The 16883-nt window shown below is 60.8% G+C and carries 15 protein-coding genes and 1 pseudogene; 10 read left to right on the top strand and 6 right to left on the bottom strand.

Translation table 11 applies throughout. From position 1 onward, the window contains the following. Positions 1-3 precede the first annotated feature (3 nt). The 7 genes from nuoI to GUY40_RS17835 all read left to right on the top strand — a co-directional run bounded on the left by nuoI (position 4) and on the right by GUY40_RS17835 (position 8544). Complete coding sequence (gene nuoI, locus GUY40_RS17865) at positions 4-552, top strand: NADH-quinone oxidoreductase subunit NuoI (RefSeq protein ID WP_085712394.1); 549 nt, start codon at positions 4-6, stop codon at positions 550-552. Positions 553-561: 9 nt separating this feature from the next. Next, positions 562-1062, top strand: a complete 501-nt coding sequence (gene nuoJ / locus GUY40_RS17860) for an NADH-quinone oxidoreductase subunit J (RefSeq protein WP_166570235.1) — start codon at positions 562-564, stop codon at positions 1060-1062. Positions 1063-1066: 4 nt separating this feature from the next. Further along, the gene (gene nuoK / locus GUY40_RS17855) at positions 1067-1375 is read left to right on the top strand and encodes an NADH-quinone oxidoreductase subunit NuoK (protein WP_028944232.1); all 309 of its coding nucleotides are present in this window, start codon (positions 1067-1069) and stop codon (positions 1373-1375) included. After that, positions 1372-3222, top strand: a complete 1851-nt coding sequence (gene nuoL / locus GUY40_RS17850) for an NADH-quinone oxidoreductase subunit L (RefSeq protein WP_166570234.1) — start codon at positions 1372-1374, stop codon at positions 3220-3222. Before nuoK ends, nuoL begins: the two co-directional genes overlap by 4 nt. A gap of 39 nt (positions 3223-3261) precedes the next feature. Continuing rightward, complete coding sequence (gene nuoM, locus GUY40_RS17845; protein ID WP_166570233.1) at positions 3262-4794, top strand: NADH-quinone oxidoreductase subunit M; 1533 nt, start codon at positions 3262-3264, stop codon at positions 4792-4794. 7 nt (positions 4795-4801) lie between these two features. Then, positions 4802-6271 (top strand): NADH-quinone oxidoreductase subunit NuoN, encoded by a 1470-nt coding sequence (gene nuoN / locus GUY40_RS17840; RefSeq protein ID WP_166570232.1) that lies wholly within the window; start codon positions 4802-4804, stop codon positions 6269-6271. Between the two features lie 152 nt (positions 6272-6423). Continuing rightward, entirely contained in the window at positions 6424-8544 is a 2121-nt protein-coding gene (locus tag GUY40_RS17835) for a TonB-dependent receptor domain-containing protein (protein WP_166570231.1), read from the top strand. A 17-nt stretch (positions 8545-8561) separates the two neighbouring features. Here GUY40_RS17835 and GUY40_RS17830 read toward each other — a convergent pair whose 3' ends face one another. Then, on the bottom strand, positions 8562-9623 hold the full coding sequence (locus GUY40_RS17830) for an AI-2E family transporter (protein ID WP_166570230.1): 1062 nt from the start codon (positions 9621-9623) through the stop codon (positions 8562-8564). A gap of 115 nt (positions 9624-9738) precedes the next feature. Then, positions 9739-11058: a Na+/H+ antiporter family protein gene (locus tag GUY40_RS17825; RefSeq protein ID WP_166570229.1), complete on the bottom strand. Its 1320-nt coding sequence runs from the start codon at positions 11056-11058 to the stop codon at positions 9739-9741. A 284-nt stretch (positions 11059-11342) separates the two neighbouring features. On the opposite strand from GUY40_RS17825, the pseudogene GUY40_RS28845 reads away from it, so the two are divergent. Together GUY40_RS28845 and GUY40_RS28840 are read left to right on the top strand one after the other, a co-directional pair. Beyond that, positions 11343-12632 (top strand): annotated as a pseudogene (locus GUY40_RS28845) (HAMP domain-containing protein); the annotation flags it as partial. Positions 12633-12734: 102 nt separating this feature from the next. Beyond that, a complete protein-coding gene (locus tag GUY40_RS28840) occupies positions 12735-13490 on the top strand; it encodes a methyl-accepting chemotaxis protein (RefSeq protein WP_371924847.1) in 756 nt (251 codons plus the stop codon). 37 nt (positions 13491-13527) lie between these two features. On the opposite strand, the gene GUY40_RS17815 is transcribed toward GUY40_RS28840, so the two are convergent. The 4 genes from GUY40_RS17815 to GUY40_RS17800 are packed head-to-tail and all read right to left on the bottom strand — an operon-like array spanning position 13528 to position 16137. Next, a complete protein-coding gene (locus GUY40_RS17815) occupies positions 13528-14850 on the bottom strand; it encodes a sensor histidine kinase (protein ID WP_166570227.1) in 1323 nt (440 codons plus the stop codon). Continuing rightward, a complete protein-coding gene (locus GUY40_RS17810) occupies positions 14847-15515 on the bottom strand; it encodes a response regulator transcription factor (protein WP_166570226.1) in 669 nt (222 codons plus the stop codon). The genes GUY40_RS17815 and GUY40_RS17810 overlap by 4 nt, the downstream gene beginning before the upstream one ends. Next, a complete protein-coding gene (locus GUY40_RS17805) occupies positions 15515-15829 on the bottom strand; it encodes a PepSY domain-containing protein (protein WP_166570225.1) in 315 nt (104 codons plus the stop codon). The genes GUY40_RS17810 and GUY40_RS17805 overlap by 1 nt, the downstream gene beginning before the upstream one ends. Beyond that, entirely contained in the window at positions 15829-16137 is a 309-nt protein-coding gene (locus GUY40_RS17800) for a PepSY domain-containing protein (protein WP_166570224.1), read from the bottom strand. Before GUY40_RS17800 ends, GUY40_RS17805 begins: the two co-directional genes overlap by 1 nt. Before the next feature lie 197 nt (positions 16138-16334). Here GUY40_RS17800 and queD point away from each other — a divergent pair, with 197 nt between their 5' ends. Continuing rightward, positions 16335-16691 carry a 6-carboxytetrahydropterin synthase QueD gene (gene queD, locus GUY40_RS17795; RefSeq protein ID WP_166570223.1) on the top strand — a complete coding sequence of 119 codons (357 nt, stop codon included), beginning with the start codon at positions 16335-16337 and terminating at the stop codon, positions 16689-16691. Positions 16692-16883: the final 192 nt, after the last annotated feature.

Below are 16883 nucleotides of genomic sequence, written 5' to 3'. Positions count from 1 at the left end.
CCCATGTTCAAATATATTGGTGACATCATTAAAGGCACGGGCACTCAGCTGCGCAGCCTGGTGATGATTTTCGGTCACGGCTTTCGCAAGCGTGACACCCTGCAATACCCCGAAGAGCCGGTCTACCTGCCGCCACGCTACCGTGGCCGCATCGTCCTGACCCGCGACCCGGATGGCGAAGAGCGCTGTGTAGCCTGCAACCTGTGCGCCGTGGCGTGCCCGGTGGGCTGCATCTCGCTGCAGAAAGCTGAAACCGAAGATGGTCGCTGGTACCCGGACTTCTTCCGTATCAACTTCTCGCGCTGCATTTTCTGCGGCCTCTGCGAGGAAGCCTGCCCGACCACCGCAATCCAGCTGACACCGGATTTCGAAATGGCCGAGTTCAAGCGTCAGGACCTGGTGTACGAGAAAGAAGATCTGCTGATCTCCGGCCCCGGCAAGAACCCTGACTACAACTTCTACCGTGTTGCAGGTATGGCTGTTGCCGGCAAGCCGAAAGGCGCCGCGCAGAACGAAGCCGAGCCGATCAACGTGAAGAGCTTGCTCCCTTAAGGAAGAAAGATGGAATTCGCCTTCTATTTCGCATCCGGTGTCGCTGTGGTGTCCACCCTTCGGGTGGTCACCAACACCAACCCCGTGCACGCCCTGCTCTACCTGATCATCTCGCTGATCTCCGTGGCGATGACCTTCTTCAGCCTTGGTGCACCGTTCGCCGGGGTTCTGGAAGTGATCGCCTACGCCGGCGCCATCATGGTGCTGTTCGTCTTCGTGGTGATGATGCTGAACCTGGGCCCGGCCTCGGTTCAACAGGAACGCACCTGGCTGAAACCTGGAATCTGGGCCGGTCCCATTTTCCTCGCTGCGCTGCTGCTGCTCGAACTGCTCTACGTATTGTTCGTCAATCCAAGCGCGGGCGGTGTCGGTCATACCACCGTGGACGCCAAGGCCGTTGGCATCAGCCTGTTCGGCCCTTACCTGCTGGTGGTGGAACTGGCGTCGATGCTGCTGCTTGCCGCAGCGGTAACGGCCTTCCACCTCGGCCGCAACGAGGCGAAGGAGTAATCACATGCCTGCAATTCCTTTAGAGCATGGCCTGGCGGTCGCCGGCATTCTGTTCTGCCTCGGGCTGGTCGGCCTGATGGTGCGTCGTAACATTCTCTTCGTATTGATGAGCCTGGAAATCATGATGAACGCCTCGGCCCTGGCGTTCATCGTCGCCGGTAGCCGCTGGGCGCAGCCGGATGGGCAGATCATGTTCATCCTGGTGATCAGCCTGGCAGCCGCCGAGGCCAGTATTGGCCTGGCGATCCTGCTGCAGCTGTATCGCCGCTTCCACACTCTCGATATCGATGCAGCCAGTGAGATGCGCGGATGAACCTACTCTTTCTGACTTTCGTATTTCCTCTGATCGGCTTCTTGCTGCTGTCGTTCTCGCGCGGTCGGTGGTCCGAAAACCTCTCGGCGCTGGTCGGTGTCGGCTCCGTTGGCCTGTCGGCCATCGTCGCCGCCTACGTCATCTGGCAGTTCAACGTCGCGCCGCCTGAAGGGGGTGCGTACAGCCAACTGCTGTGGCAGTGGATGTCGGTCGACGGCTTCGCACCCAACTTCACCCTGTACCTGGATGGCCTGTCGCTCACCATGCTCGGTGTGGTGGTCGGCGTCGGCTTCCTGATCCACCTGTTCGCGTCCTGGTACATGCGCGGTGAAGCCGGTTACTCGCGTTTCTTCGCCTACACCAACCTGTTTATCGCCAGCATGCTGTTCCTGGTACTGGGCGATAACCTGCTGTTCATCTACCTCGGCTGGGAAGGCGTGGGCCTGTGCTCATACCTGTTGATCGGTTTCTACTACAGCAACCGCAACAACGGTAACGCGGCCCTCAAGGCCTTTATCGTGACCCGTGTCGGCGACGTGTTCCTGGCCATCGGCCTGTTCATCCTGTTCCAGCAACTGGGCACCCTGAACGTTCAGGAACTGCTGGTGCGGGCACCTGAGCAATTCAAGGTCGGTGACTTCTGGATCGTGCTGGCAACCCTGATGCTGTTGGGTGGTGCAGTCGGCAAATCGGCTCAGCTGCCGCTGCAAACCTGGTTGGCGGATGCGATGGCCGGCCCTACCCCGGTTTCGGCACTGATCCACGCGGCCACCATGGTGACCGCGGGTGTTTACCTGATCGCTCGTACTCACGGCCTGTTTACCCTGGCACCTGACGTGCTGCACCTGGTCGGTGTGGTTGGCGGCGTGACCCTGGTGCTGGCCGGCTTTGCCGCGCTGGTCCAGACCGACATCAAGCGTATCCTCGCCTACTCGACCATGAGCCAGATCGGCTACATGTTCCTGGCCCTGGGCGTCGGCGCCTGGGAAGGCGCGATCTTCCACCTGATGACCCACGCCTTCTTCAAGGCCCTGCTGTTCCTTGCCTCCGGTTCGGTGATCGTTGCCTGCCACCACGAGCAGAACATCTTCAAGATGGGCGGCCTGTGGAAGAAACTGCCACTGGCCTATGCCAGCTTCATCGTCGGTGGTGCCGCCCTGGCCGCCCTGCCGCTGCTGACCGCAGGCTTCTACTCCAAGGACGAAATCCTCTGGGAAGCCTTCGCCAGCGGCAACCAGAACCTGCTGTACGCAGGCCTGGTCGGTGCGTTCATGACCTCGCTGTACACCTTCCGCCTGATCTTCATCACCTTCCACGGTGAAGCGAAGACCGAAGCCCATGCCGGTCACGGGATTACCCACTGGCTGCCGCTGGGCGTGCTGATTGTGCTGTCGACCTTCGTCGGTGCCTGGATTCATCCACCACTGGCAGGCGTGCTGCCGCAAAGCGCCGGTCATGCCGGTGGCGAAGCCAAGCACAGCCTGGAAATCGCCTCCGGTGCCATCGCCATTGCCGGTATCCTGCTGGCCGCCCTGCTGTTCCTGGGCAAGCGTCGCTTCGCCACCGCGGTCGCCAACAGCGCGCCGGGGCGTGTGCTGTCGGCCTTGTGGTATGCGGCCTGGGGCTTCGACTGGCTCTATGACCTGCTGTTCGTCAAACCTTATCTGCTGATCATTCGCCTGCTGGGCCGTGACCCAGTGGATCGCACCATTGGTTTGATCCCACGACTGGCCAAGGGCGGTCACACCGCCATGAGCCGTACCGAGACTGGTCAGCTGCGCTGGTACACCGCTTCTATCGCCGCTGGCGCCGTGCTGGTGCTCGGTGCTGTGTTGCTTGCGGTCTGATATGAACCTTGCGAATTTGCGAAAGGAATTGAGCCCGTCATGATTTTGCCTTGGCTGATCCTGATCCCCTTTATCGGCGGCCTGCTGTGCTGGCTGGGTGAGCGCTTCGGCGCCACCCTGCCACGCTGGATTGCGCTGCTGACCATGTCCCTGTTGCTCGGTATCGGCCTCTGGCTGTGGGCCAACGGTGACTACACCCTCGCCCCCGCTCCGGGTGCCGAACCTGCCTGGGCGCTTGAATTCAAAGTGCTCTGGATCGAGCGCTTCGGTATCAGCGTGCACCTGGGCCTGGACGGCCTGTCGCTGCTGATGATCTTGCTCACCGGCTTGCTCGGTGTGCTGTCGGTCCTGTGTTCGTGGAAAGAGATTCAGCGCCACGTCGGCTTCTTCCACCTCAACCTGATGTGGATCCTGGGCGGCGTGGTCGGGGTGTTCCTGGCCCTGGACCTGTTCCTGTTCTTCTTCTTCTGGGAAATGATGCTGGTGCCGATGTATTTCCTCATCGCGCTCTGGGGTCACAGCTCGGCAGACGGCAAGAAAACCCGGATCTACGCCGCGACCAAGTTCTTCATCTTCACTCAGGCCAGCGGCCTGATCATGCTGGTGGCGATCCTCGGTCTGGTGCTGGTCAACTACAACAGCACTGGCGTGCTGACCTTCGACTACTCGCAGTTGCTGAAGGCCGAGATGCCAGCCGGTACCGAGTACCTGCTGATGCTGGGCTTCTTTATCGCCTTCGCGGTCAAGCTGCCGGTCGTACCGTTCCACTCCTGGCTGCCTGACGCTCACGCCCAGGCACCGACCGCAGGTTCGGTGGATCTGGCCGGTATTCTGCTGAAAACCGCTGCCTACGGTATGCTGCGCTTCGCCCTGCCGCTGTTCCCGAATGCCTCGGCCGAGTTTGCGCCGTTCGCCATGACCCTGGGTCTGATCGGGATTTTCTACGGTGCGTTCCTGGCCTTCGCTCAGACCGACATCAAGCGCCTGATCGCGTTCTCCAGCGTCGCGCACATGGGCTTCGTGCTGATCGGCATCTACTCCGGCAGCCAGCAAGCCCTGCAAGGCGCGGTGATCCAGATGCTGGCCCACGGCCTCTCGGCCGCCGCACTCTTTATCCTCAGCGGCCAGTTGTACGAGCGCCTGCACACCCGTGACATGCGTCAGATGGGTGGCCTGTGGCACCGCATCGCTTACCTGCCGGCGATCAGCCTGTTCTTCGCGGCTGCTTCGCTGGGCTTGCCGGGCACCGGTAACTTTGTCGGTGAGTTCCTGATCCTGATCGGCAGCTTCGTGGCCTCGCCGTGGGTCACCGTGATCGCCACTTCGGGCCTGGTGTTCGGTTCGGTCTACTCGCTGATCATGATCCACCGCGCCTTCTTCGGCCCGGCCAGATCCGAGGAAGTGCTGGCCGGCATGGACGGTCGCGAAATGATCATGGTGCTGGGCCTGGCTGGCCTGCTGATCCTGCTCGGGATTTATCCGCAGCCGTTCCTGGATACTTCTGCCGCCACCATGAGTGGTGTACAGCAGTGGTTCGGTTCCGCTTTCACTCAACTCGCTTCGGCCCGGTAAGAGCGCTATGGACCTGACGATTCAACACTTTATCGCGCTTGCGCCGCTGCTGATCACCAGCCTCACCATCATCGTGGTGATGCTGGCCATCGCCTGGCGTCGCAATCACTCGCAAACTTTCCTGCTCTCGGTAGCAGGCTTGAACCTGGCATTGCTGTCGATCATCCCGGCGCTGAAAGTCGCCCCGCTGGCCGTCACCCCGTTGCTGCAGATCGACAACTTCGCCTGCCTGTACATGGCGTTGATCCTGGTGGCCACGCTGGCCTGCGTCACCCTCGCCCACGCCTACCTGGGCGATGGCGGTTCGGGCTACCCCGGCAACCGTGAAGAGCTGTACCTGCTGATCCTGATGGCCGCCGCCGGTGGTCTGGTGCTGGTCAGCGCGCAGCACCTGGCGGGCCTGTTCGTCGGCCTGGAACTGCTGTCGGTTCCGGTCTATGGCCTGGTGGCGTATGCGTTCTTCAACAAGCGTTCGCTGGAAGCCGGCATCAAGTACATGGTGCTGTCGGCCGCAGGCTCTGCATTCCTGCTGTTCGGCATGGCACTGCTGTACGCCGACGCCGGCAGCCTGAGCTTCAGCGGTATCGGCGCGGCACTGGCAGCCACCGGCATGCCAAGCCTGCTGGCACAGCTGGGCCTGGCCATGATGCTGGTAGGCCTGGCATTCAAGCTCTCGCTGGTGCCTTTCCACCTGTGGACCCCGGACGTTTACGAAGGTGCTCCGGCACCGGTTGCCGCCTTCCTGGCCACTGCCAGCAAGGTCGCGGTGTTCGCCGTGGTCGTGCGCCTGTTCCAGCTCTCGCCTGCTGCCAGCAGCGGCGTGCTGCACGATGTGCTGGCAATCATTGCCGTGGTCTCGATCATCGTCGGTAACCTGCTGGCCCTGACCCAGAGCAACCTCAAGCGTCTGCTGGGTTACTCCTCGATCGCCCACTTCGGTTATCTGCTGATCGCCCTGGTGGCGAGCAAGGGCCTGGCGCTGGAAGCCATCGGCGTGTATCTGGTCACCTACGTGATCACAAGCCTGGGCGCCTTTGGCGTGATCACCCTGATGTCCTCGCCGTACAACGGCCGTGACGCGGACGCCCTGTACGAATACCGCGGCCTGTTCTGGCGCCGTCCGTACCTCACCGCCGTGCTGACCGTGATGATGCTCTCGCTGGCGGGCATTCCGCTGACCGCAGGCTTCATCGGCAAGTTCTACATCATTGCCGCCGGTGTTGAATCGCAGCTGTGGTGGTTGGTCGGTACGCTGGTCATCGGCAGTGCCATCGGCGTGTTCTACTACCTGCGCGTGATGGTCACCCTGTACCTGATCGAACCGAACCTGCGTCGTCACGATGCACCGTTCAACTGGGAACAACGTACCGGCGGCGTGATGCTGCTGGCGATCGCGATCGTGGCCTTCGTTCTCGGCGTCTACCCACAACCGCTGCTGGACATGGTGCAACACGCAGGCTTTCAACTGATCGGTTGATGCTGCGCTGCCCCCTCAAACACCCCGCCTCGGCGGGGTGTTTTTTATGCGGCGAAAAATCCGGGTAACGCCTTTGCGTTAAAGATCGCCGTGCTTTGTCCGTCACTTCGTGCGTCTGAGCTCTCATTGTTCGTCGTCCTGGAGCACGCTTGATGCGATCCCCCCTGCCCTTCTCCAAACCCTTCGCTGTGCTCGTGGCATTGGCCTGCGCCCCCGCCGAAGGCATCGAACTGGGCCAGGTCATGATTCAGGAAAGCGAACGCACGGAACTGGAAGCCGCCAGCGAGCGCCTCCAGCAAGTGCCCGGCGCCAGCAACCTGATCGACCTGACCCGTGTCGAGCAGGGCCGCGTTTCCAGCAACCAGGACGTGCTTGCCTACCAACCGGGCGTGTATGCCCAATCGGCTGGCAACGAAGGCATCAAGCTGTCGATTCGAGGTTCCGGAATCAACCGGGCACCGGGCAGCCACGGTTCAGGCGTGTTCGTGATGCTGGACGGCTTGCCCTTGACCGGCCCCGGTGGCACGCCCTATGAGCTGCTCGAACCCCTGTGGCTGAGCCGCGCCGAGGTGCTGCGCGGAGCCAATGGTTTCAACAAGGGTTCGCTGGCCCTGGGCGGCGCGGTCGACTACATCACCCGCACCGGTTACGACGCTGCGCCTCTGCAAGTGCGTTACGAAATGGGCAGCCATGGCTACCGCAAGCGCCAAGTCAGTTCCGGGCAAGTGCTGGGCGATCTGGATTACTATGTAGCACTGACCGACTCCGACTACGACGGCTATCAGAACCATACCCAAGGCAACAGCCAGGGGATCGCCGCCAACGTCGGCTACCGCTTCAACCCCAACCTGGAAACCCGCTTTTACCTGCGCTACCGGGAGACCGATAACGAACTGGCCGGCCGGGTCAGCAAAGACTCGATCGAGCATCACCCTCGCGCCGCCAACCCGGTCTACGTGGCGCGCGACGCCAGCCGCCCGCAACCGGGCAGCACCTGGCTGGCGAACAAGACGACCTTTTACCTGGACGACGATTCGCAACTGGAAACCGGGCTGGTGTACCACGACTACCCGATGGACCTGCGCGAGGGCGCCAACCGGCTGAAGGTGGCGTACACCGATGTCAGCGGCTCGTTGAATTACCATCGCCGCGATACCCTGTTCGGCCATGAAAGCAAGACCACCCTGGGCTGGCGCACCACCAAGCACCTGCCCAACAGCGGCTCTTCCGAGTTCGTGCGGATTCCGGTCGGCAATACGGCAGGCTTCGCCCCCGGCACCAAGACCCGGGACTTCAGCTATCAGGGTTCAGATTCTGCGCTGCACGCCAGTAACGACCTGGAGCTGGTGCCAGACCTGTGGCTGACCACAGGCCTGGCGCTGATCTACACCCGTCGGGAAAGCGACGTGACCTACCCCGCCAGCGGCGGCAAAGTCAGCCAGCACGATTGGGACTACGCACCACGGGTCGGCCTGCGCTACGACTTCACGCCGCAGCTGCAGGTGTATGGCAACATCAGCCGCACGGTAGAGCCGCCGCACCCGTGGGCGTTGATCTGGAGCTCGAACCGCTACTTCCCGGCCGGCAGCGGTGCAGCGACCGGCTTGCAAAGTACCCCTGTCGAACTGCAAAACCAGACCGCCACCACCTTCGAGCTCGGCAGCCGGGGCGAATCGGCCATCGGGCGCTGGGACCTGGCCTGGTACTACTCGGCCGTGCGCCATGAATTGCTGACAGTCGAGACCCAGACAGCAACGGCCACCACCTCGCAAATCGTCGGTGAGGTCAACGCCAGCCCGACCGTGCACCAGGGCATCGAAGCCGGCCTCGACAGCCTGCTTTGGGAACGCGCTGCCGTCGGCAAGGTGTCGTTGCGTCAGGCCTACACCTTCAGCGATTTCCACTACCGGGATGACGACACTTTTGGCGACAACCGCCTGCCGGGCATTCCTCGTCATTACTATCAGGCCGAGCTGCGCTTCGACCACCCACTGGGTTTCTACGCTGGCATCAACACCCAGGTGGCCTCGAAGATCGCCGTTGATTATGCCAACAGCTTCTACGCCGACCACTACACCCTGCTCGGTGCCACCTTGGGTTATGCCTCACCCAAGCACGACTGGGACACCTGGCTGGACCTGCGCAACCTGACCAACAAGCGCTACGCTGCCACGGTCACACCGGGCTACAACGACAAGGGCCAGGATATTGCCCGTTCGACGCCCGGCGAAGGCTTCGGGGTGTATGCTGGGGTTTCCTACAGTTTCCGGTAGCCCCCAGGAAAGGCACACTACGGCAACTGCACCTGTTTTCCAGTGCCGACGAAAATATCCCAGGTGGACATGAACAGCGCGGCAATCAGCGGCCCGATCACAAAGCCGTTGAGGCCGAACACGGCCAGGCCGCCCAGCGTCGAGATCAGGATCAGGTAGTCGGGCATCCGGGTGTCCTTGCCGACCAGGATCGGTCGCAGCACGTTGTCCACCAGGCCAATCACGAACACGCCGAACAGCGACAGCACCACCCCTTGCCAGATCGCCCCGCTGAGCAGGAAGAAGACGGCCACCGGTGCCCAGACGATTCCTGCGCCGATTGCAGGCAGTAATGAAAGAAATGCCATCAGCACCGCCCAGAGCAAGGCACTGGGAATGTCAAGAAACCAGAAAATCGCTCCCCCCAGCGCACCTTGAGTGACCGCCACCAGCAGGTTGCCTTTCACTGTGGCCCGCACCACGCGGTTGAATTTCAGCTGCAGAAGGCGCTTCTGGTGCTCGGCCAACGGGATGGCAGCGCGAACCTTGCGCGCCAGTTCGGCGCCGTCCCTGAGGAAGAAAAACAGCAGGTACAGCATGATGGCGAAGCTCACCATAAAGTCGAAGGTACCCTGGCCAAAACTGAAGGCCTGGCTCGCCAGGTGCTGGCTGCCTTGAGTCGCACTTTTGGTGATGGTCTCGCGCAAGCCTGCCAGGTTGCCCATGCCCATGCGATCGAGCAGGTGTTGGAAATAGGCCGGCAGCATGTGTTTGAACTGACTGATATAGCCGGCAATGTCCAGCTCACCGCTCTCGATGCGCTTGTAGAGACTCGCCCCTTCCTGCACCAGCAAGGCGCTGATCACAATCACCGGCAACACGGCGATCACGATACAAATGGTCAGGGTAAGCAGCGAGACCAAGTTTCGACGAAAGCTGAACTTGAGCAGCAACCGCTGTTGCAACGGTGCAAAGACGATAGCCAGGATCACAGCCCAGAAGACTGCTCCATAGAACGGCAGCAGTACCCAGATAAACGCCAGCGTGACCAGGATCAGCAATAGCAGCAGGCTGCGATGGTGCAGCGAAGATTCACTCATGGTCGATCCCTGTCAGTGCGCCGAAAAGCGCTTAGGTACTGAGGGTTAGTCCACCGTACTGCGGCCGAGTGCCATGAGTGTAGATCCTGATCGTCCCCTGCTATTGGCCAGCGGCCTACAGGAGCATGGCCGCAGCCCAGCCGAACGCCAGCAGTGGCAAATTGTAGTGGATGAAGGTGGGGACGACCGTGTCCCAGATATGGTGATGCTGTCCATCGATGTTCAAGCCGGAGGTGGGCCCCAAGGTTGAGTCTGATGCAGGCGAACCCGCATCCCCCAGCGCACCCGCGGTTCCGACAATGCACACGGTCGCCAGCGGGTCGAAGCCCAGTTGCACGCACAGCGGCACAAAGATCGCCGCCAGGATCGGTACGGTGGAAAACGACGAGCCGATGCCCATGGTCACCAGCAGCCCAACCAGCAGCATCAACAGCGCGCCGATGCCCTTGCTGTGTTCGATCCAACCGGCAGAGGCCTCGACCAGAGTGCGGATCTCGCCGGTTGCCTTCATCACTTCGGCGAACCCGGAGGCGGCAATCATGATGAAACCGATCATGGCCATCATCTTCATGCCTTCGGTGAACAGGTCATCGGTCTCGCGCCAGCGCACGATGCCCGACAACGAAAAGATCACAAAACCTGCCAGTGCACCGATGATCATCGAGTCCAGCCACAACTGAATGATAAAAGCGGTAGCGATCGCCCCCAGCGCGACCAGCAGCGTGACCGGGTTGTAGTTCACGGCCACTTGCTCGACCTGCGCGATTTTCTCCAGGTCGTACACGCGTTTTTTACGGTAGCTGATAAACACCGCGACCAGCAGGCCGAACAGCATGCCCACCGCAGGAATCGCCATGGCGTGGGTGACATTCACGCCGCTCACATCCACCCCGCTGCTGGCGACGTTAGCCAGCAGGATCTGGTTGAGGAAGATATTGCCGAACCCCACCGGCAGAAAAATGTAAGGGGTGATCAGGCCGAAGGTCATCACACAGGCGATCAAGCGCCGGTCGATCTGCAAGCGCGTCAGCACGTACAGCAACGGCGGCACCAGCAAGGGAATAAAGGCGATATGAATCGGCAGGATGTTTTGCGAGGCGATGGCCACGCTGAGCAGCAAACCGATCAGCAACCATTTCACCTTGCCGGAAGTCGCAGCATCGCGGCGGTCGACCAATGCCAACGCCCGGTCGGCCAAGGCATGGGCCAGACCCGACTTGGCGATAGCCACGGCGAAAGCGCCCAGTAGCGCGTAAGACAAGGCAACCGTCGCACCGCCCCCCAAGCCGCCATTGAACGCCTTGAGGGTGGCTTCAATGCCCATGCCTGCGACCAATCCACCCACCAGCGCTCCGATGATCAAAGCGATCACCACATGCACGCGGGAGAGACTCAGGATCAGCATGATCCCGACCGCGGCAATGACTGCGTTCATTCCTGTACCTCTTGCACACCTGAAAAAACTGTAAAAACACCCGTCAATAGCTCGACAACGGCAACCAGACTGCGCCTGCAGCGACCGGGCTTGGGGGACGTTTTGATGAAGGGCCGACACTCTGCAGCAGCGTTGTGGGGATGTCAAAGCGCTGGACGCACAAGGCTGCGGCAGGTCGCACGGTTGACAGTAAACGACGCATTTAAATTGAACGTTTGAATAAAGAAAAGTCCTGCACAGCCGACACAGTCTTCAGCCCTGTCATCCCTTTCAAGGACGCCTCGATGTCACTCAGACAACTTTCCATTCAATGGAAAATTACCCTGCTGGCGGGCCTCTGCCTGCTGGCTACAGTCACCCTGCTGGTCGGGTTGTCCTTGTACCGGATGGAGCACAACTCGGAATTGGTCAAAGCCAGCAGCATGCAAATGCTCAATGAGTCGGCCCGGGCACGCCTGGAATCCCAGGGCGAAGTGCAGGCGCTGAATATTCGTCGCCAATTCATGGATGCCTATCAATACGGCGCAGGCTTCTCGCGCCAGGTGTTGTTCTTGCGTGAACAGGCGCAAAAGCGCTTTCTGGATGCCTTTGACTTGCGAGAGGACATGACCCGGCAGGTCAAGTCGGCCTTGCAGGCCAACCCGCAACTGTTGGGACTTTCCCTGGTGTTCGAGCCCAACGCGCTGGACGGCAAGGACGAGCTGTTCGTCAATCAGCACATCTTGGGCAGCAATGAGAAAGGCCGCTATGCGCTGTACTGGTCACAGCCGACGGCAGGTAAGCTGACCTCCATGGCGCTGCCGGAACGGGACATGAATGACACCAGCATCGGCCCAAGCGGAGAGCCGAACAACACGTGGTCGACCTGCCCGAGGACCACGCTCAAGACGTGCGTGATCGAGCCGTATTTCTACGAGATCGATGGCCAGAACGTGCTGATGACCAGCATCGTGTTTCCGCTGATGGACAACGGCAAGGCGATCGCGACTCTGTTAGTGGACATCAATCTGAACAGCCTGCAGGTCATCAGCGAGCAGGCCAGCCAAAGCCTGTATGAAGGCCAGACGCGCGTCAGCATCATCAGCCCAGCCGGCTTGCTGGCCGGCCACAGCGGCGATGCGTCTCAGCTTGCCAAGCGCCTGGAGCAGGTTGACAGTGTCAATGGCGCACAACTGGTTGGCCTGCTCAGTGATCGCAAGCCTCTTCACAGCCTCCACCACGATGCACGGCTCAAGGTCCTGGCCTCCTTCGCGCCCATTCCTGATGGCAAGTTGTGGGGCGTGCTGCTGGACGTACCGGCAGCCGCACTGGTCGGTCCCGCCGAAGCCTTGAAAAAAGAGCTGGATCAACGCAATGCCAGCGGCACCCTGATTGAACTGGGCCTCGGGTTGATGGCCGCGATCATCGGCTTGTTGTTGGTCTGGGTGATGGCCCGCAGCGTCACGCGGCCCATCCTCGGGGTCGCCGATATGCTCCAGGACATCGCCAGCGGCGAAGGTGACCTGACCCGTCGTCTGCACTATCCCAAACGTGATGAGCTGGGCGCGTTGGCCGGCTGGTTCAACCGCTTTCTCGACAAACTGCAACCGACGATTGCCGACGTGAAGCGCTCCGTGCAAGCCGCCCGGGACACCGCAGACCAATCAGCCTCGATCGCCAGCCAGACCAGCGCCGGCATGGAACAGCAGTACCGCCAGGTCGATCAGGTGGCAACCGCCTCCCATGAAATGAGCGCTACCGCCCAGGATGTCGCCCGCAGTGCAGCCCAAGCGGCACAGGCTGCCCGGGACGCCGATCAGGCCACGCGCCAGGGCTTGGCCGTCATCGACCGCACCACGGGCAGTATCGATGAATTGGCGACCGACATGAGCACCGCGATGAGCCAGGTTGAAGGCTTGGCGGCCAGCAGCGAAAAGATTGGCTCGGTACTGGAGGTCATCCGCTCGATCGCCGAGCAAACCAACTTGCTGGCCTTGAATGCTGCGATCGAAGCCGCCCGCGCCGGTGAAGCCGGGCGTGGCTTCGCGGTAGTGGCCGATGAAGTACGCAACCTGGCCCGTCGCACTCAGGAGTCGGTCGAAGAAACCCGCCAGGTGATCGAACACCTGCAGCAAGGCACACAGGTGGTGGTCGAGGCGATGAGCAACAGTCATCGCCAGGCGCAGGGCAGCGTCGAGCAGGTCGGCCAGGCTGTCACTGCACTTCGCCAGATCGGCGATGCGGTCACCATCATTACCGACATGAACCTGCAGATCGCCAGCGCTGCCGAAGAGCAAAGCGCAGTCGCCGAGGAAATCAACAACAACGTCGCCACCATCCGCGATGTCACTGAATCGCTATCGGGTCAGGCCAATGAGTCCGCCCGGGTCAGCCAGTCGCTCAATAGCCTGGCAAACCAGCAACAAGGCTTGATGGACCAGTTCCGCGTCTGACCGTAATGGCTCCCATGCGCTACAGCGAGGGAGCCTTTCAGGCAGCGGTGCGTCGTGGCAACTCGATCAGCACCCGCAGCCCGCCGAACGGGCTGCTCTGCAAGCTCAGGCTGCCGCCCCACGCGTCGACAATATCCCGCACGATGCCCAGTCCCAGGCCATGGCCGTCGATCTGCTCATCCAGGCGCATGCCGCGCTCCAGCACTTCGGCACGGGAGGCCTGGGGGATGCCGGGGCCATCATCGTCGACCAACAGGCAATAATGTCGAGGATGCTGCTCGATACTCAGCAGCACCTCAGCGTCGGCCCACTTGCAGGCGTTGTCCAACAGATTGCCCAAAAGCTCCAGCAAGTCTTCCCGATCCCAAGGCAACTTCAAGCCAGCGGGTACTTCATGGGCAAGTTTCAACCCGTCGCCATGAATCATGCCCAGGGTCGAGAACAGCCCGGGCAACTCGTTATCACAATTGAAGTGCGCACCGGGCAAGGCATCGCCGGCCAGCCGCGCTCGATTGAGTTCGCGGCTCAAACGGTGCTGGATCTGTTCGAGTTGCTCCTGCAACTGCGCGCGGACCTGCGGGTTATCCCGCAGGCGGTCACTGGCAGCCAGGCTGAGCAACACCGCCAAGGGCGTCTTGAGAGCATGACCAAGGTTGCCCAGCGCATTGCGTGAGCGTTTCAGGCTGTCTTCGGTGTGGGCCAGCAGGTGGTTGATCTGTGCGACCAAAGGCTCAAGCTCGGCAGGCACTTCGCTGTCGAGCTGAGAGCGCTGGCCTTGTTGCAACTGAGCGATCTGCTCGCGGACACGTTCGAGCGGTCGAAGCGAGCGTGTCACGATCAAGCGCTGCAAGATCAGGATGACCAGCAACGCGCCCAGGCCAATTCCCAGGCCGATCTGCTGCATACGCCGAAAACTCGCCCGCACCGGGGTGTAATCCTGAGCAACGCTGATGGAGAGGGTTTCGCCAAACCGGCGGTAATCGGCACGCAGACTCAACAGCTGCTGCCCTTCTGGTCCCAGCGTCAGATCGGAATGCAAGCCAGTGGTGTCTGGACGCGGCATATCCAAGTCCCACAAGGAGCGGGATCGCCAACTGCCATTGCTGAAATCGACGCGAAAATAATGGCCGGAAAACGGCCGCTGATAGGCTGGAGAGAGCCGCCGTTCTTCAAGCTCAAGCCCGGAACGCCCACGCACCAAGGCAACCAGGATGCTTTCACTTTCGTTGCGCAGCCCTGCCTCGAGATAACGCTGCAAGCCGACTTCGAACAACCACAGACTCAACTGCGTGACACCCAGGCCAACGACGACCAGCACCGTGATCAACCCGAGGCTGAGCCGCGCCTGCAGTGACTTCACTCACTCACCTCACCGAACAGATAACCTTGGCCACGGCGTGTCTCAATGATGCTGCGCCCAAGCTTGCGGCGCAGGTGGTTGACGTGAACTTCCAGGACGTTGGAGTCGCGTTCGGTTTCTCCGTCGTACAAGTGCTCGGCCAGGTGGCTTTTTGAAAGGATTTGCCTGGGGTGCAGCATGAAGTAGCGCAGCAAGCGAAACTCTGCGGCGGTGAGCTGAATTTCGATATCGCCACGCAGAGCACACTGGCGGCTTTCATCCAGCTGAAGACCCGCAGCGGTCAGCGTCGGTTGGTTGGCGATGCCGCGCGCGCGGCGCAGCAACGACTGGATCCGCAGCTGAAGTTCTTCTGGGTGAAACGGTTTGGTCAGGTAGTCGTCGGCACCAGCCTTCAGGCCTTCGATGCGCTCAGCCCATGAACCACGGGCGGTGAGAATCAGCACCGGCGTCGCCAGGTTACCGGCACGCCATTGGGACAATACCTCAAGGCCTGGCATTCCCGGCAACCCCAGGTCAAGTATGATCAGGTCATAGGGTTCGCTGCTGCCCTGGTAAACCGCATCACGGCCGTCGGCCAGCCAGTCCACCGCATAGCCCTGGCGGGTCAGGCCGGCCATCAGCTCATCGGCCAGCGGTACGTTGTCCTCTACCAGCAACAGGCGCATCAGTTGTCTTCCTTGTCTTTGAGCAAATGTCCGGTAGTCGCGTCGAGTTCAATTTCGCGCACCACACCTTCGGCTGTCAGCAGCTCGACTTCGTACACATAGGTATGATCTTCCTCTTCAAGGTCGGCCTCCAGCAACCGCGCCCCGGGGTATCGCGCCAAGGCTTGATGCAGCAACTGCTCAAGCGGAAGAATGATCCCTTTCTGACGCAACTGCAGGGCCTCGTCCTGATCCAGGTCGCGGGCTACCGCCAGCGAGCAAAAGGCAAGCAGGCCCACGATCAGCCACTGCGCAGAGCGCGATGAAAACTTCATTAACGGTCCTGATGGTCCTTGAGTACCTGGCCATTGGTGGCGTCCAGCTCGACGTCCCACTCGACACCCTGGGCATCACGCAGCTCGACCTGATACACGTACTTGCCGTACTCCTGTTCCAGCTCGGTCTCGTGCACGGTTGCGCCCGGGTGTTTGGCGATGGCGGCCGCGTTGAGTTTTTCGAACGAGATGATGGTACCGGCATCGCGCAATTTGAGCGCTTCATCCGGACCCAGGTCACGGGCCTGAACCAGGCTGGCAGTCAGTGTCAGGGCGGTGACAGTGATCAGAGTGGTAAAAGTCTTCATGAGTAAGCCTCCGTTGGGCGTTGTCTGTGTCTACGGTGCTTACATTAGCGAAGGCAACTTAATTGAAGCTGAAAATGGGCACCATGATAGTGCATTCGTTTGTGTCTATGGCGAGCCTTGTAGCGGACCGAACGCGCAAGGCGATGCCCTAGCTGATAAACTGGCGGTCGGCATTACCTTTCAGAGTCCAGCATACCGTGGAAATTTTCAAAGAATTCACCTTCGAAGCAGCCCACCGCCTTCCTCATGTGCCTGATGGGCACCAGTGCGGACGCTTGCATGGCCATTCGTTCAAGGCCGCCATCCACCTGACCGGGCCAGTTGACCCGCACACCGGCTGGATCCGCGACTTCGCCGAGATCAAGGCCATTTTCAAGCCGTTCTATGATCAACTCGACCACAACTACTTGAACGACATTCCCGGGCTTGAAAACCCGACCAGTGAAAACGTCGCCAAATGGATCTGGGATCAACTCAAACCGCTGCTGCCTGAACTGTCCAAGGTTCGTATTCACGAGACCTGCACCAGCGGTTGCGTATACTGCGGCGAGTAAAATCGAAGCGGTTCTGAAAACCACCCTTGCGGTGGTTTTTTTATGCCTGCGCTTTTTCCGTTCGCAAAAACAAAACCCCTACCTGCGTACGCAGATAGGGGTTTCGGAATTTAATCTTGACGATGACCTACTCTCACATGGGGAAACCCCACACTACCATCGGCGATGCATCGTTTCACTGCTGAGTTCGGG

The organism is Pseudomonas sp. R5(2019), assembly GCF_009905435.1.
Taxonomy (GTDB): domain Bacteria; phylum Pseudomonadota; class Gammaproteobacteria; order Pseudomonadales; family Pseudomonadaceae; genus Aquipseudomonas.
This window is presented reverse-complemented; position numbering and strand designations above follow the sequence as displayed.

Coding starts and splice junctions, on each gene's coding strand:
- nuoI (WP_085712394.1), top strand. CDS start 4: ATGTTCAAATATATTGGTGACATCATTAAAGGCACGGGCACTCAGCTG.
- nuoJ (WP_166570235.1), top strand. CDS start 562: ATGGAATTCGCCTTCTATTTCGCATCCGGTGTCGCTGTGGTGTCCACC.
- nuoK (WP_028944232.1), top strand. CDS start 1,067: ATGCCTGCAATTCCTTTAGAGCATGGCCTGGCGGTCGCCGGCATTCTG.
- nuoL (WP_166570234.1), top strand. CDS start 1,372: ATGAACCTACTCTTTCTGACTTTCGTATTTCCTCTGATCGGCTTCTTG.
- nuoM (WP_166570233.1), top strand. CDS start 3,262: ATGATTTTGCCTTGGCTGATCCTGATCCCCTTTATCGGCGGCCTGCTG.
- nuoN (WP_166570232.1), top strand. CDS start 4,802: ATGGACCTGACGATTCAACACTTTATCGCGCTTGCGCCGCTGCTGATC.
- GUY40_RS17835 (WP_166570231.1), top strand. CDS start 6,424: ATGCGATCCCCCCTGCCCTTCTCCAAACCCTTCGCTGTGCTCGTGGCA.
- GUY40_RS17830 (WP_166570230.1), bottom strand. CDS start 9,623: ATGAGTGAATCTTCGCTGCACCATCGCAGCCTGCTGCTATTGCTGATC.
- GUY40_RS17825 (WP_166570229.1), bottom strand. CDS start 11,058: ATGAACGCAGTCATTGCCGCGGTCGGGATCATGCTGATCCTGAGTCTC.
- GUY40_RS28840 (WP_371924847.1), top strand. CDS start 12,735: ATGGAACAGCAGTACCGCCAGGTCGATCAGGTGGCAACCGCCTCCCAT.
- GUY40_RS17810 (WP_166570226.1), bottom strand. CDS start 15,515: ATGCGCCTGTTGCTGGTAGAGGACAACGTACCGCTGGCCGATGAGCTG.
- GUY40_RS17805 (WP_166570225.1), bottom strand. CDS start 15,829: ATGAAGTTTTCATCGCGCTCTGCGCAGTGGCTGATCGTGGGCCTGCTT.
- GUY40_RS17800 (WP_166570224.1), bottom strand. CDS start 16,137: ATGAAGACTTTTACCACTCTGATCACTGTCACCGCCCTGACACTGACT.